This window comes from Streptomyces sp. NPDC055815, from assembly GCF_053616475.1.
Map to the genome: position 1 here is coordinate 18,528 of NZ_JBSHDU010000090.1, position 15,195 is coordinate 33,722.

The following is a 15,195-nucleotide window of genomic DNA, read 5'->3' on the forward strand; positions in this document are numbered from 1 at the left end:
CAGCTCACTCCCCCACCGGGACCACGGGCACGGCACGCGCGAAGCCACCGTCCACCATCAGATTCGCCACCGTCTCCAGCTCCGGCGGATTACCCGCCAGACGCCCGAGGAACGCGTCGAAATCCGCACCACAGGGCAGCAACAGCCGCTCCACCCGCTCGTTCACCGTCCAGCCGGCCGCCACCTCGCCGGAGTCCCGCGCATCGTCGTACGCGCAGAACCACACCGAGCCGACCGCCGCACCCCGCACCTTCAACGCGATCAGACCACCCTGGACGAACGCCACGCCCAGATAGTCCTTCGTCAGATGGTCACGCAGACACTTGTTGACATAGACGAGGTCATTGACCCCCGCCTCCTCCCGCACCGTGAAGAACGGCTGGTCCACCAGAAGCCCCAGCTCCGCGTCGAGCGCCGCCCCCACCGGAGCACACCCGCCCGCCGCCTTCAGGAACGTGCGGTACGCCCCCGGCAGCCGATAGCCGAGATCCTCCTCGACACCCTGCAACTGCTGCTCCGACACCGACACCACGCCCTTCGGCAGCCCGAAGTGCACCGGCCGGGTCTCCTGCAGCGGACGGGTCCCCCGCTTCGACTGGTCCACCGCCGCCGTCGCCACCCCGCCGTGATGACGCAGCAACGCCTTCACCTCGACCGGAACCAGCTCCATGCGCCGCGACCGCGCCACGTGATGCCACGTCCAGCCGTGCGGCGTCGCCACCGACGGAATCTGGTCCCACAGCTCATGCCCCGTCGCCGCCATCGCCGCGTTCGCCGACACGTAGTCCGTCAGCCGCAGCTCATCGACACCGAAACCCTCCGGCGGATCGGCGATCTCCGCCGCCGCGCGCGCGTACGGCGAGAAATCCGGGTGACCGTGCTCGTCCACCCGTACCCCTCTGGGGTGACGGGACGCACGCACCGGATCCGGAAAATGCACGACCTGCCCGGCGTAGGCCGCGTTCGGTGGCGCGGTGTCCTGCCCGAGCCGACCTGTCGTCATGGCGGTTGCCCCCTGCATGGCGTCGCTGACTGCTGCTACTGCTACTACCGGCTGAATCCGCACAGCCTGATTCCGCACAGCCTATGCGCTGCCACAAGAGCCCGAACCGGACCCGAACCGACGACGACCGACCGTGACCAACTGTCACGACGCCATGACAGCCACACCATGATTCCGACACACCGAAGCGCCGTTTCGCCGCCCCAGCTTCCCCATATGGCTCCCTATTTGGCAGGCTGTCCACGCAACTCGGGGGATTGCAGGAGGGGAAGACCAGCACCATGCACACAGCAACAACGCCCACACAGGGTGACCCACGCCTCAACTGGAGCAGCAGCGCCGAGGCCGGCCGGGCACCCTTACTGCGTCACCGCCGAGACGGAATCCTCCCCACCGTAGGAGCCGCACTCTCCGTCCGCGGCGAAACCCTCACGTGCACCGCGGGCCGCGGCGACCGGCCCCCCGTCCTGCACGCCCTCGTCCAGGACTTCCTCGACACCCTCACCAGCAGCCAGCGGGAACGCTTCACCGGACGATGTCCCGAAGCGATCCTCCTCTCCCGGCACCTCACCGCCACCGAGAACGGCCGCTCCAAACGCGCCCAGCGCAAGCCGCTCACCCACAGCGAAGCCCGCCGCTCCCTCAAACACGCCAAGCTCACCGCCCGGCGCATCCGCGAAGACGGCGACCCGCTCCACGGCAGCTACGCCGCACCCTGCCGCTCCTGTACGGCGATGCTCGCCCACTTCGGCGTCCGCACCGTCGACCCCACCACGCCTGTCGAGAACGGCTGACCGCACCCACATGCCCGACCACCTCAGCACCACCCGCTTCCCGGTCAACGTCGACGCCGCCCTCCGCGAAGCCGGCTGGCAGCCCGGCCGCTGGGACATCAAGCTCGCCGAAGAATGGGCCGACACCCTGCGCGCCCACCTCTCCCCCGCCGGCCACCGGCACAGCGTCTTCCCCGCCGCCGTCGAAGCCTGGGCCGAATTCGGCGGCCTCCGCATCACCGCACCCGGCCACGGCCGGCAGATAGCACCCGCCGCCGTCCGCTTCGACCCCCTCGCCGGACTCCACCTCTCCCGCACCCTCGCCGACCTCGGCCGCGCCCTCGACACCGAGCTCGCACCCCTCGGCGAGGAGGGCGACCACCAGGCCGTCCTGGCCATGGACATCGAAGGCCGGGTCTACAGCCTCGACCACGCGGGCGACTGGTACCTCGGCAAGGACATCGACACGGCCCTCTCGACCCTCATCACCGGCGCCCAGCCGATCCGCCTCACGGCGGGGTAGGACCGCGCGGCGGGGCAGCCCTGACGCCGCACCGTCGCGGGGCAGACGCCGGCGGCAGGACCTACGACGCGGCCCCCGTCGGCAACCCGTGGGCGGCAGGACCTACGACGCGGCACCCGTCGGCAGCACCGCCGACACCTTGAAACCACCCGCGTCCGTGGGCCCCGACACGAACACACCCCCGAGCCGCAGCACCCGCTCCCGCATACCCACCAGACCGTTCCCCCCGCTCGGCAGCCCCACATCCGCCACCGCCGCGTCCGAAGGCCCGTTCTCCACCTGCATCGCGACCTCCACGCCCCGATGCGCAAGCCGCACCACGACCTTCGCCCCCGCCGCATGCTTGTGGACGTTCGTCAACGCCTCCTGCACCACCCGGTACGCCGTCCGCTCCACCTCAGGGGCATACGGACGCGCCTCACCGAGCACCACCAGCTCCACGACCGCCCCCGCCAGCCGCGACTGCTCGCACAACGCCTCCACCGCGTCCAGACACGGCCCCTCATCAGCCGCGGCCTCAGCGGCGGCCGCAGCCGCCCGCCCCACAGCAGCCAGAGGCACGGAGGCGGGCGCGGCGGGCGCGGCGGGGGCGGCCCCCTCCCGGAGCACCCCCAACATCTCCCGCAACTCGCTCAGAGCCTGCCGCCCCATGTCCCCCACCAACGCCGCGTTCCGCACCGCCTTCTGCGGATCCTTCAACGCCACCGCCTGCAACGCCGCCGCGTGCACCACCATCAGCGACACCCGGTGCGCCACCACGTCATGCATCTCCCGGGCGATCCGCGTCCGCTCCTCCTGCCGCGCCCACTGCGCCCGCTGCTCCGCCCGGTCCGCAAGCAGCGACAGCTCCTGCTCCAGCGAGTCCGCCCGCTCCCGCAGGCTCTCCATCAGACGACGCCGGGCCCCTATGTAGAGGCCGAAGAGCACCGGAGGCGCGTTGAGCCCCAGCGTCATGAAGAGCGCCACGCTCGGCACGTACCAGCCGCTCGGATCGATGTCCGGCGACCCCTGGTCGACCTGGGCGACGTCCTGCCGCATCCGCACGAACGTCACGACGAACACTGCCAGCGTCGACATCCCGGCCAGCGCGGCCGTGATCCGCCGGGGCACCTCGGAGGCGGCGAGCGAGTACAGCCCGACGATCCCCATCAGGAAGCCCATCTCGGCCGGCGCCACCGCGATCGACACGAGGACGACGGCGATGGGCCAGCGGCGCCGCACGAGCAGGGTCGACCCGACGATCAACCCGAACAGCACGCCCACCGGCACGGGCAGCGAAGCCTTCTCGGCGAAGCCGACGCCCTCGACGGCGCACTCCAGCGCGGACACGAGCGCGAGCGCCGCGTCGAGCACGGCGCTGCGCCGTCTCCCCCACCACCACCAAGTCCTGACGCCCTCGGCGTCCCGGTCTGCCCCCGTTGTGGTCATACCCACCACCCTACGGGTGGACCCCCACGTCAACGCCGCACACACCAGTCCCTCGAACTGTTGAATCGCCCAGATTTTCGATCCGGACGTCCGCATTCCGGACGATGGTGTTCGTATGACAGCCGCCACGAGCAAGTACGCGGACTTCGAGAACCTGCGTGAGCAGGCCGTCGCCCTCCGCCGCGAGGGCCTCAGCCGACGCCAGATCCGAGACCGCCTCCACGTCGACAACAACGACATCCTCAACCGCCTCCTCGAAGGAGAGCCCCCACCGGAGTGGACGAAGCGCCCGAACGCGAAGGACGACCTGCGGGCGAGGGCGAGGGAGCTCCGCCTCCAGGGCTGGACCTACGACCAGATCCAGGTGGAGCTGGGCTGCTCGAAGAGCTCGATCTCCCTGTGGGTGAGGGACCTGCCGAAGCCCGAACGGAAACGGACCCGGGAAGAGGCATCGGAGATCGCCCGGCGAGGCTGGGAGCCGACCATGCGCCGGCGTGAGGAGGAGCGCCAGAATCGGAAGAGCGCGGCCCGGGACGAGATCGGTTCCCTGACCGAGAGGGAGCTGTTCCTGGTCGGCATCGGCCTGTACTGGGCCGAGGGATCGAAAAGCAAGTCCTACGAGCGCCGCGAGAAGGTCATCTTCGTCAACAGCGATCCGGGCATGATCGCGCTATATCTGGCCTGGCTCGATGTCCTACGGATCCCGCGCGAACAGCTCACCTTCCGCGTGATGATCCACGAGTCCGCCGACGTGGCCGGCGCGGAAGCGTACTGGGCGGACCTCGTCGGAGTACCCACCGAACGACTGCAGAAGGCCACGCTCAAGAAGCACAACCCGAGGACCGTGCGCAAGAACGTCGAGGATGGGTACCGGGGTTGCCTCGTTGTCCGAGTACTTCAAGGGGCCGACCTGTACCAGCGCATCGAAGGCTGGTGGTCCGGCTTGGTGGTGGAGGCAAGACGCCTCAACGCGTAGGCTGGCCCCGCACTCCCCCGTGGTGTAATCGGCAACACTATCCACTTTGGATGGATCATTTCAGGTTCGAGTCCTGGCGGGGGAGCCAGCCTCAGCGCGGGTCCTGACCACCTCGGTCAGGACCCGCACTCATGTCCGGGTCCTTGCCCCCCGGTATCCTTCGTGGGTCCACCACCCAAAGCCGAAGGGCATTCCCGTGAGCGCCAACCGCCCGGCAGCCGTCGTCGTCCTCGCAGCGGGTGAGGGCACCCGCATGAAGTCGAAGACCCCCAAGGTCCTGCACGAGATCGCCGGGCGTTCGCTCGTCGGGCATGTCGTGTCCGCCGCCCGGGAGTTGGAGCCCGAGCACCTCGTCGTCGTCGTCGGGCACGCCCGTGAGCAGGTCAAGGGGCACCTCGACGAGCTCTACGCCGGCACCCGCACCGCCGTCCAGGAGGAGCAGAACGGCACCGGTCACGCCGTCCGGATGGCTCTGGAGGAGCTGGGCGCGGCGCCGGAGGGGACCGTGGTCGTCGTGTGCGGTGACACTCCGCTGCTGTCCGGGGAGACGCTCAAGGCGCTCGCCGGTACGCATGCCGCCGACGGCAACGCCGTGACCGTGCTGACTGCCGAGGTTCCGGACTCGACCGGGTACGGGCGGATCGTCCGGGACGCCGAGACCGGTGCCGTGACGGAGATCGTCGAGCACAAGGACGCCTCCGCGGCGCAGCTGGCGATCCGGGAGATCAACTCCGGCGTCTTCGCGTTCGACGGGAAGCTGCTGGCCGAGGCGCTGGGCCAGGTGCGTACGGACAACAGTCAGGGTGAGGAGTACCTCACCGATGTGCTGTCGATCCTGCGTGAGGCGGGTCACCGGGTCGGTGCGTCGCTGGCGGGTGATCACCGCGAGATCCTGGGGATCAACAACCGGGTGCAGCTGTCGGAGGCCCGTGCGCTGCTGAACCAGCGGCTGCTTGAGGCGGCCATGATGGCCGGCGTGACGGTCGTGGACCCGGCGTCCGTGTTCGTGGACGTCACCGTGACCTTCGAGGCCGATGCGGTGATCCTGCCGGGTACGCAGCTGCTGGGCGCGACGCACATTGCCGAGGACGCGGTGGTGGGGCCGAACACGCGTCTGACGGATGTCACCGTGGGCAAGGGTGCCCGGGTGGACAACACCGTGGCCTTCTCCGCCGTGATCGGTGAGAGTGCGTCCGTGGGGCCGTTCGCGTACCTCCGTCCGGGGACGAATCTCGGGAAGAAGTCGAAGGCCGGTACGTACGTCGAGATGAAGAACGCGACGATCGGTGAGGGCACGAAGGTCCCCCACCTGTCGTACGTGGGTGACGCGACGATCGGTGAGTACACGAACATCGGCGCGGCGAGCGTGTTCGTGAACTACGACGGTGAGGCGAAGCATCACACCACGATCGGCTCTCACTGCCGTACGGGTTCGGACAACATGTTTGTGGCTCCCATCACCATTGGGGACGGGGCTTACACCGCCGCGGGGTCCGTGATCACGAAGGATGTGCCGGCCGGTTCGCTGGCCGTGGCCCGGGGCCAGCAGCGGAATATCGAGGGTTGGGTGGCCCGGAAGCGGCCCGGCAGTGCTGCCGCGCAGGCCGCTCAGGTCGCCTCGGAGGAGTCCGCCGGCGAAAGCTGACCGGAAACGGGTACGTCGAACTCGGCGTACCGTGATACGTGCACACAAATTCGGCTGGTTCGCACGCGCGCACGGGAGCGCGAGGGTCGCGGCCAGGGAACACGTCTGAGGAGACAGTGCTGTGACCGGGATCAAGACGACCGGCGAGAAGAAGCTGATGCTCTTCTCCGGCCGCGCCCACCCCGAGCTGGCCGAGGAGGTCGCGCACCAGCTGGGTGTCGGTCTCGTTCCCACCAAGGCGTTCGACTTCGCCAACGGTGAGATCTACGTCCGCTTCCAGGAGTCGGCGCGCGGCGCGGACTGCTTCCTGATCCAGAGCCACACGGCTCCGATCAACAAGTGGATCATGGAGCAGCTGATCATGATCGATGCGCTGAAGCGGGCTTCCGCTCGGAGCATCACGGTGATCATCCCGTCGTACGGCTACGCCCGTCAGGACAAGAAGCACCGCGGCCGTGAGCCGATCTCGGCGCGTCTGGTGGCGGACCTGCTGAAGACGTCGGGTGCGGACCGCATCCTGACCGTGGACCTGCACACGGACCAGATCCAGGGCTTCTTCGACGGTCCGGTGGACCACCTGTCGGCGCTGCCGGTGCTGGCGGACTACGTGGGTGCGAAGGTCGACCGCGAGAAGCTGACGATCGTGTCTCCGGACGCGGGTCGTGTGCGGGTCGCGGACCGTTGGTGCGACCGTCTGGACGCGCCGCTGGCGATCGTGCACAAGCGTCGTGACAAGGACGTCGCCAACCAGGTGACCGTGCACGAGGTCGTCGGTGACGTGAAGGGCCGTGTGTGTGTCCTGGTGGACGACATGGTCGACACGGGTGGCACGATCTGCGCCGCCGCGGACGCGCTGTTCGCGCACGGTGCGGAGGACGTCATCGTGACGGCGACGCACGGCATCCTGTCGGGTCCGGCGGCGGACCGGCTGAAGAACTCCAAGGTGAGCGAGTTCGTGTTCACGGACACGCTGCCGGTGCCGGGTGCGCTGGAGCTGGACAAGATCACGGTGCTGTCGATCGCTCCGACGATCGCGCGTGCGGTGCGTGAGGTGTTCGAGGACGGTTCGGTGACGAGCCTCTTCGAGGAGCACTGAGTCACCGGTAGTAGGTGAGGTGGGGATCAGCCCGTCCGGGTTCCGGGCGGGCTGATCCATTTGGGGGGTGTCGGGGGCGGCGGGTAGACTGCCGTAGTTGCTCGGCGAGGGAGGCCGTACCCGTAGGGGTTACGGCGGTCCGTTATCGACGCGCTCTTCGTAGCAGGCCATCGCCAGTCGTGGCCGGGTGACCACCTGTTTCGTCACCTTCTACGAGGAGTGCACCATGTCCGAGGTCAAGCTCGCCGCCGCCGTCCGTACCGAGTTCGGCAAGGGCGCCGCCCGTGCCATCCGCCGTGCCGCCCAGGTTCCCGCCGTCGTCTACGGCCACGGCTCGGAGCCGGCCCACATCACCCTTCCGGCCCACGACCTCGGCCTCGCCCTGCGTACGCCGAACGTCCTGCTGTCCCTGGACATCGACGGCAAGAACGAGCTGGCGATCCCGAAGGCCGTCCAGCGTGACGCCATCAAGGGCTTCCTGATCCACGTCGACCTGCTTCTCGTGAAGCGCGGCGAGAAGGTCACGGTCGAGATCCCGGTCCAGGCCGAGGGTGAGCTGGCCGCCGGTGGCAACCTGCTGGAGCACGTGCTCGGCACGCTGTCCGTCGAGGCCGAGGCCACCCACCTCCCCGAGGCCGTCACGGTCTCCGTGGAGGGCCTGGAGGCCGGTGCCTCCGTCCTCGCGAAGGACATCGTCCTCCCGAAGGGCGCGACCCTGGTGACCGACGCCGACGCCGTCGTCCTGCAGGTCCTGGCCGCGCAGGCCGAGGAGCCGGCCGCCGAGGCCGAGGCCGAGGGCGCCGAGGCCTGAGCCGTAGGCTCTGCCTGACGTGACGGGGTGATGGGCCGTACGGGCCCGTCACCCCGTTTCTCTTGTACGGATACGCGGATACGAGGAGAGCTGCGCACATGACGGACGACGCGAACGCGCCCTGGCTGATCGTCGGTCTCGGCAACCCGGGGCCCGAGTACGCGGCCAACCGGCACAACATCGGGTTCATGGTCGTGGACCTGCTCGCGGAGCGGATGCGTGGTTCGTTCAAGCGGGCGCAGAAGGCGCAGGCGCAGGTCGTCGAGGGCCGGATGGGGCCTCCGGGGCCTTCGAGCCGTCGGGTGATCCTGGTGAAGCCGATGTCGTACATGAATCTCTCGGGCGGTCCGGTGACGGCGCTGCGGGATTTCTACAAGGTGCCGACGGCGCATGTGGTGGCGGTGCATGACGAGCTGGACATCGACTACGGGGTGCTGCGGCTGAAGCTGGGTGGCGGCGACAACGGGCACAACGGGTTGAAGTCGATGACGAAGGCGATGGGTGCGGAGTACCACCGGGTGCGGTGTGGGATCGGGCGTCCGCCGGGCCGGATGCAGGTGGCGGACTTCGTTCTGAAGGACTTCTCGTCGACGGAGCGCAAGGACCTGGACTGGTTCGTGGACCGGGCGGCGGACTCGGTGGAGTGTCTGGTGGCGGAGGGTCTGGAGCGGGCCCAGTCGGCGTACAACTCCTGAGCCCTGGTGTTCGGGCCGTACGACTGTACGATCGCGGGTCATGACGCACGTCCGTACCGCAGCCATGGCCCTGGTCGCTCTGCTCCTCGTCGTCGCGGGCGGGTGGGCCTCGTGGAACTCCGCCCAGCACGTCCTGCTCGCGAAGGGGCGTGAGCACGGGACGCTGACGGTGACGGACTGCACCGACGAGAGGTGCAGTGGGCGTTACGCCCCGGAGGATCCTTCGTCGACGCGGCGGACGCTGACGATCGCGCGTTCGGTGGCGGCGGAGAAGGGCGTGACGATCCCGGTGGTGGTGAAGCCGGGGACGGACGAGGGTGTGCGGACGGGCTGGGGTGGTGGTCTGCACGCGTGGCTGCCGCTGGGCGGGGCGCTGTTGCTGGCGGCTCCGTTGGTGGGTGGGGGGATGCGGCTGACGCGGACGGCGTGGTCGCTGGCGGGGGTCGGTGGGGCGGTGCTCGTGGCGGCGTTCTTCGCGCTCTGAGGGGCAGTTGACGGGGTGGTTGTTCGTGATCTGCCCGTTTAAGGCGGGATTCCTGGGGCAATCGTTATCGACCTCTGGCTTAAGACTGACTTAAAGCCATGGATAGGCTGCCCCAGCCACCTCCCACGGCATCCTCATCCCACAGATGGACGACTGCACATGCGACGCTCCCTCCTTCCCGCAGCCGCTCTTGTCGCGGCCATGGCGGGCTCTCTCTCCCTGGCCCCCGCCGCGTTCGCGTCGGACGGCACGCACCACTACAAGCTCCACCAGGCCACGCCGATCCTGGCGTCCCAGGCGCCCCACGACGGCGACTGCAAGACGATCCCGGCCGACAAGGACGGCTGGCACTTCGTCATCCCCGGCAGCGACGTCAACTTCGTCAAGCTGACGGTGACGTTCGAGCCGGGTGGCGAGCAGGTCATCACGACCTTCGGTCCGCCGGACGACAAGCACGCGTACGTGGCCTCCGAGCCGGGCGCGAAGCTGGTCTCCGCCGAGGCGGACGTCGACGGTGTCATCAAGCAGGGCTGGTTCAACCTGTCCCACACCTGCGAGGCCACCGAGACCAACAACACCACGGGCGGGACGACCACCACGGGTGGCACGACCACCACGGGCGGGACCACCACCACGGGTGGCACCACGACCACGGGTGGCACCACCACCGGTGAGACGACCTCCACCGGTGAGACCACGTCCACGGGCGAGACCACCTCCACGGGTGAGACGACGTCCACCGGCGAGACCACCTCCACGGGTGAGACCACCTCCACCGGCGGTGCCGCCGCCACGGGTGAGACCACCTCCACGGGTGAGCAGAGCACCGGCGGTTCGGCCACCGGTGAGACGAAGGGTGAGGAGGGCAACCTCGCCGAGACCGGCTCCAGCGCGCCCGTCGGCATCCTCGCCGCCGCCGCCCTGGCCCTCGCGGCCGCCGGCGCGGTCCTGGTGACCCGTCGTCGCAAGGCCCAGCAGAACTGACGTACCCCGTCGTGACGATGCCCCCGTGGAGGATTCCACGGGGGCATCGTCATGGGTGCGGAGGGACCGTCAGCCGGTGTTGCGCAGGCCCGCCGCCACACCGTTCACGGTGAGGAGCAGGGCCCGTGCGAGCAGCGGGTCCGGGTCGTCGCCGCGCTCGGCGTCCGCGCGCTGGCGGGCGAGGAGGGCGACCTGGAGGTAGGAGATCGGGTCCAGGTAGGCGTCGCGGATGGCGAAGGTCTGCTGGAGGACCGGGTTGGAGTCGAGGAGCTGCTCGCCGCCGGTGACCTTGAGGACCTCGGCGACGGTCAGCGCGTGCTCGGCCTCGATGGTGTCGAAGACGTGCTTGAGGTGGTCGGGGACGAGGGTGTCGACGTAGTGGCGGGCGATCCGCAGGTCCGTCTTCGCCAGCGTCATCTCGACGTTGGAGAGGAAGTTCCGGAAGAAGCCCCACCGTTCGTGCATCTCGCCGAGGACGGCGTCGAGGCCGGCCTCGCGCAGGGCCTTGAGGCCGGAGCCGACGCCGAACCAGCCGGGCACGATCTGCCGGGACTGGGTCCAGCCGAACACCCACGGGATGGCCCGCAGTCCGTCGAGGGAGACGCCGGAGCCGGGGCGGCGGGAGGGCCGGGAGCCCAGGTGCAGGTCGGCGAGCTGGTCCACCGGGGTCGACGCGAGGAAGTACGTCGGCAGGTCGGGGTCCTCGACGAGGCGGCGGTAGGCGGAGTGGGCGGCGTCGGAGACGACGTCCATGGCGGCGTCCCAGCGGGCGAGGGCCTCGTCGGACTGGCGCGGCGCGGTGTGCAGGGCGGAGGCCTGCAGGGTGGCGGCGACGGTCAGTTCGAGGTTCTCGCGGGCGAGGGACGGGATGAGGTACTTGTCGGAGATGACCTCGCCCTGCTCGGTCACCTTGATCTCGCCCTCCAGGGTGCCCCAGGGCTGGGCGAGGATCGCGTCGTGCGAGGGGCCGCCGCCGCGGCCGACGGTGCCGCCGCGGCCGTGGAAGAGCCGCAGGCGGACGCCGTAGCGGTGGGCGACGTCGCGGAGCCTGCGCTGGGCGCGGTGGATCTCCCACTGGGAGGTGGTGATGCCGCCGAACTTGGAGGAGTCGGAGTAGCCGAGCATGACCTCCTGGACGTCGCCGCGGAGCGAGACGAGGCGTCGGTAGGAGGGGTCGGCGAGCATGTCGTCGAGGATGACGTCGGCGGCCTTGAGCTCGTCGGTGGTCTCCAGGAGCGGCACGATGCCGATCTTGGCCCAGCCGCCGTGCAGGTCGATCAGGCCGGCCTCGCGGGCGAGGACGGCGGCGGCGAAGACGTCGTCGGCGCCCTGGCACATCGAGATGATGTACGACTCGATGACCTCGGGGCCGAAGCGCTCGAAGGACTCCTTGATGGTGTGGAAGACGCCGAGGGTCTTCTCGCCGGCGGCGTCGAGCGGGGCCGGGGTCGGGGCGAGCGGGCGGCGCGAGCGCAGCTCCTTGGCGAGCAGCTTCTGCCGGTAGTCGCGGGGCATGTCCGCGTACCGCCAGGACTCCTCGCCGAGGCGGTCGAAGAGCTGGCCGAGGGCGTGGTGGTGGGCCTCGGCGTGCTCGCGGACGTCCATGGTGGCGAGCTGGAGGCCGAAGGCGGAGAGGGTGCGGATGACCCGGTCCATGTGGCCGTCGGCGAAGAGGGCGCCGCGGTGCTCGCGCAGGGAGGTCTGGATGAGGGTGAGGTCGCGGAGGAGTTCGGCGGTGCCGAGGTAGTCGCGGCCGTCCTGGTGGGGGGTGCCGTGGGCGAGGCGCTCGCGGGTGTTGACGAGCTTCTGCCGGATGCAGGTGGCCTTGAGGCGGTACGGCTCCTCGGCGTTGAGGCGCTTGTAGCGGGGGCTGATCTCCGGGAGGAGTTCCAGGTCGCGCTGGAGGGAGTCCAGGAGTTCCTGGGTGGCTCCGGTGTAGCGGATGGAGTTGGAGAGCAGGCCGCGGAGGAAGTCGACGAGTTCGAGGGCGTCGGTGATGCCGTGCTCGTGCTGGAGGATCAGGACGTCCCAGGTGACCTGGGGGGTGACGTTGGGGTTGCCGTCGCGGTCGCCGCCGATCCAGGTGCCGAAGGTGAGGGGGCGGGTGCCGGCGGGCAGTTCGACGCCGACGCGCTCCAGTTCGGCGGCGAGGTCCTCCAGGACGTCGCCGACGGCGTTGGCGTGCAGCTCGTCGAGGTAGTAGATGGCGTTGCGGGCCTCGTCGGCGGGCTCGGGGCGGACGACCCGGAGTTCGTCGGTCTGCCAGATGAGGTCGATGTTCTCGGCGAGCCGCAGGTCGGTGCGGCGCCGCTCGGACTGGCTGACCGGGGTCTCCAGGAGGGCGGCGATGCGGCGGAGCTTGTTGAGGACGGAGCGGCGGGCGGCTTCGGTGGGGTGCGCGGTGAAGACGGGCCGTACGTTGAGGTTCTTGACGGTCTCGCGGACGTGCTCGGGGTCGCCGTCCTTGAGCATGTCGGCGGTGCGGGCGAGGAGGCCGCCCTCGGCGGCGCGCTTCTCGCGCATCTCGCGGCCGCGGTGGACCTGCTCGGTGACGTTCGCGAGGTGGAAGTAGGTGGAGAAGGCGCGCACGAGCTTGGCGGCCGTCTCGAGTTCGACGCCGCGGAGCAGCTCGGCGGCGGCCTCGCCGTCCTCGCGGGTGAGGCGGCGGACCTTCTCGACGAGGTCGAGGAGCTCGTGGCCTTCCTGGCGGACGAGGGTCTCGCCGAGGAGGTCGCCCAGTCGGCGGATGTCGGCGCGCAGCTCGGTGCTGGCGGTGGGGGTCTGGTCGGCACTGCTCACAGGTGCGGCTCCTTGCAGTGTTTGAGCACGTCTGGAGGGGGTCTGGAGGCTTGCGGACCGCGCTGTCCGACGCCCCCAGGATAGGTGTCCACATGGTGGGCGGCGGGCAGGCCCCTCTTTGTGCCCTCTTGCCGCGCGCCACGGCGCTGCCATACTTACGACGCCGTAGGTTACGGAGGCGTAGCCACGGCTTCGTGCTGCGACGCGTTTCCCCTTTTTCACTCACCCCCCAGGGACACCCATGACCATGAGCCCCGAGATGACGTCGGCGGCCGCGGCGCCGGACGACGCCGCGGCCCTGCCCTCCGCCACGCTGGGCGGGGACAGCAAGCGTTCGATCGAGCAGATCACCCTGCTGCTGTTCATCACGGTGCCGTTCCTGGCGCTGCTCGCGGCGGTGCCGCTGGCCTGGGGCTGGGGGGTGAGCTGGCTGGATCTGGGGCTGATGGTGGCGATGTACTACATCGGCTGCCACGGCATCACGATCGGTTTCCACCGGTACTTCACGCACGGTTCCTTCAAGGCGAAGCGGCCGCTGCGGATCGCGCTCGCGATCATGGGTTCGCTGGCCGTGGAGGGTCCGCTGGTCCGCTGGGTGGCGGACCACCGCAAGCACCACAAGTTCTCGGACGCGGAGGGTGACCCGCACTCGCCGTGGCGGTTCGGCGAGACGGTGCCGGCGCTGATGAAGGGCCTGTGGTGGGCGCACATCGGCTGGATGTTCGACGAGGAGCAGACGCCGCAGCACAAGTACGCGCCCGATCTGATCAAGGACCCGGCGATCCGGGCGATCTCGCGGCAGTTCGTGCTGTGGACGATCGTGTCGCTGGCGATCCCGCCGCTGGTGGGCGGTCTGGTGACGATGTCGTGGTGGGGCGCGTTCACGGCGTTCTTCTGGGGCTCGCTGGTGCGGGTGGCGCTGCTGCACCACGTGACGTGGTCGATCAACTCGATCTGTCACGCGGTCGGCAAGCGTCCGTTCAAGTCGCGTGACCGCTCGGGCAACGTGTGGTGGCTTGCGGTGCTGTCCTGCGGCGAGTCGTGGCACAACCTGCACCACGCGGACCCGACCTCGGCCCGGCACGGGGTGCTGCGCGGCCAGGTCGACTCCAGCGCGCGGCTGATCCGCTGGTTCGAGCAGCTGGGCTGGGCGACGGATGTGCGCTGGCCGGCGAAGTCCCGCATCGAAGCCCGCCGCCAGAGCGCGTCCGCAGACGCGGCATGATGGAAGACGTGGCGATCGAGGGCAGGACCGGCGGTACCGGCAGCAGCGGCGGAGAGCAGAAACCCCGGCGGGGCCGCCGGGTGCGGATGACGGGCGCGGAGCGCCGGGAGCAGCTCCTCGACATCGGTCGCACGCTCTTCGCGGAGAAGGGCTTCGAGGGCACGTCGGTGGAGGAGATCGCGGCGAAGGCCGGGGTCTCCAAGCCGGTGGTGTACGAGCACTTCGGGGGCAAGGAGGGGCTGTACGCGGTCGTCGTCGACCGGGAGATGCGGCAGCTCCTGGACGGGGTGACGGGGGCGCTGACGGCGGGGCATCCGCGGGAGCTCCTGGAGCAGGCGGCGTTCGCGCTGCTTGACTACATCGAGAACTACACGGACGGGTTCCGGATTCTCGTACGGGATTCGCCGGTGGCGCAGTCGACGGGCACGTTCGCGTCGCTGATCAGTGACATCGCCACGCAGGTGGAGGACATCCTGGGTCTGGAGTTCAAGGCCCGGGGCTTCGATCCGAAGCTGGCGCCGCTGTACGCGCAGGCGCTGGTGGGCAGTGTGGCGCTGACGGGCCAGTGGTGGCTCGATGTGCGCAAGCCGAAGAAGGCGGAGGTCGCGGCGCATCTGGTGAACCTGGCGTGGCATGGCCTCGACGGCCTGGAGCAGAAGCCCCGGCTGATAGGACACCGCAAGAACTGAGGGCGGGCGGCCGTCGGTTTCCTCACGGACAGGGGCGGCCCGTACCGGTACTCCGGTGCGGGCC

General features: G+C 69.7%; 14 protein-coding genes and 1 tRNA gene. 12 read left to right on the plus strand and 3 right to left on the minus strand.

The features are described from left to right. Positions 1-4: 4 nt before the first annotated feature. Entirely contained in the window at positions 5-1,003 is a 999-nt protein-coding gene (locus ACWGN5_RS35955) for an SMI1/KNR4 family protein (RefSeq protein ID WP_453522621.1), read from the minus strand. A gap of 281 nt (positions 1,004-1,284) precedes the next feature. On the opposite strand from ACWGN5_RS35955, the gene ACWGN5_RS35960 reads away from it, so the two are divergent. Together ACWGN5_RS35960 and ACWGN5_RS35965 are read left to right on the plus strand one after the other, a co-directional pair. Then, complete coding sequence (locus tag ACWGN5_RS35960) at positions 1,285-1,797, plus strand: YwqJ-related putative deaminase (RefSeq protein ID WP_453522622.1); 513 nt, start codon at positions 1,285-1,287, stop codon at positions 1,795-1,797. Between the two features lie 10 nt (positions 1,798-1,807). Further along, positions 1,808-2,299 (plus strand): SUKH-3 domain-containing protein, encoded by a 492-nt coding sequence (locus ACWGN5_RS35965; RefSeq protein WP_453522623.1) that lies wholly within the window; start codon positions 1,808-1,810, stop codon positions 2,297-2,299. 102 nt (positions 2,300-2,401) lie between these two features. On the opposite strand, the gene ACWGN5_RS35970 is transcribed toward ACWGN5_RS35965, so the two are convergent. Further along, the gene (locus ACWGN5_RS35970) at positions 2,402-3,727 is read right to left on the minus strand and encodes a sensor histidine kinase (RefSeq protein WP_453522624.1); all 1,326 of its coding nucleotides are present in this window, start codon (positions 3,725-3,727) and stop codon (positions 2,402-2,404) included. Between the two features lie 115 nt (positions 3,728-3,842). Here ACWGN5_RS35970 and ACWGN5_RS35975 point away from each other — a divergent pair, with 115 nt between their 5' ends. From ACWGN5_RS35975 to ACWGN5_RS36010, 8 genes are all read left to right on the plus strand, one after another. After that, the gene (locus ACWGN5_RS35975) at positions 3,843-4,703 is read left to right on the plus strand and encodes a helix-turn-helix domain-containing protein (protein ID WP_453522625.1); all 861 of its coding nucleotides are present in this window, start codon (positions 3,843-3,845) and stop codon (positions 4,701-4,703) included. 13 nt (positions 4,704-4,716) lie between these two features. Further along, positions 4,717-4,791 (plus strand) — tRNA-Gln (locus tag ACWGN5_RS35980). Between the two features lie 108 nt (positions 4,792-4,899). After that, positions 4,900-6,348 carry a bifunctional UDP-N-acetylglucosamine diphosphorylase/glucosamine-1-phosphate N-acetyltransferase GlmU gene (gene glmU / locus ACWGN5_RS35985; protein ID WP_453522626.1) on the plus strand — a complete coding sequence of 483 codons (1,449 nt, stop codon included), beginning with the start codon at positions 4,900-4,902 and terminating at the stop codon, positions 6,346-6,348. A 121-nt stretch (positions 6,349-6,469) separates the two neighbouring features. Further along, complete coding sequence (locus tag ACWGN5_RS35990) at positions 6,470-7,444, plus strand: ribose-phosphate diphosphokinase (protein ID WP_318106354.1); 975 nt, start codon at positions 6,470-6,472, stop codon at positions 7,442-7,444. A gap of 226 nt (positions 7,445-7,670) precedes the next feature. Then, positions 7,671-8,255, plus strand: coding sequence for a 50S ribosomal protein L25/general stress protein Ctc (locus tag ACWGN5_RS35995; RefSeq protein ID WP_453522627.1), 585 nt, complete (start codon positions 7,671-7,673; stop codon positions 8,253-8,255). 98 nt (positions 8,256-8,353) lie between these two features. After that, positions 8,354-8,950: an aminoacyl-tRNA hydrolase gene (gene pth, locus ACWGN5_RS36000; protein ID WP_453522628.1), complete on the plus strand. Its 597-nt coding sequence runs from the start codon at positions 8,354-8,356 to the stop codon at positions 8,948-8,950. Between the two features lie 40 nt (positions 8,951-8,990). After that, complete coding sequence (locus ACWGN5_RS36005; RefSeq protein ID WP_453522629.1) at positions 8,991-9,434, plus strand: hypothetical protein; 444 nt, start codon at positions 8,991-8,993, stop codon at positions 9,432-9,434. A gap of 159 nt (positions 9,435-9,593) precedes the next feature. Beyond that, entirely contained in the window at positions 9,594-10,418 is an 825-nt protein-coding gene (locus tag ACWGN5_RS36010; protein WP_453522630.1) for an LPXTG cell wall anchor domain-containing protein, read from the plus strand. Between the two features lie 69 nt (positions 10,419-10,487). Here the strand turns inward: ACWGN5_RS36010 and ppc are convergent, their stop codons facing one another. Next, positions 10,488-13,217, minus strand: a complete 2,730-nt coding sequence (gene ppc / locus ACWGN5_RS36015; RefSeq protein WP_453522631.1) for a phosphoenolpyruvate carboxylase — start codon at positions 13,215-13,217, stop codon at positions 10,488-10,490. Positions 13,218-13,458: 241 nt separating this feature from the next. Between ppc and ACWGN5_RS36020 the strand changes: the two genes are divergently transcribed. Together ACWGN5_RS36020 and ACWGN5_RS36025 are read left to right on the plus strand one after the other, a co-directional pair. After that, positions 13,459-14,442 carry an acyl-CoA desaturase gene (locus ACWGN5_RS36020; protein WP_453522632.1) on the plus strand — a complete coding sequence of 328 codons (984 nt, stop codon included), beginning with the start codon at positions 13,459-13,461 and terminating at the stop codon, positions 14,440-14,442. Continuing rightward, entirely contained in the window at positions 14,439-15,131 is a 693-nt protein-coding gene (locus ACWGN5_RS36025) for a TetR/AcrR family transcriptional regulator (protein ID WP_189805565.1), read from the plus strand. The genes ACWGN5_RS36020 and ACWGN5_RS36025 overlap by 4 nt, the downstream gene beginning before the upstream one ends. Positions 15,132-15,195: the final 64 nt, after the last annotated feature.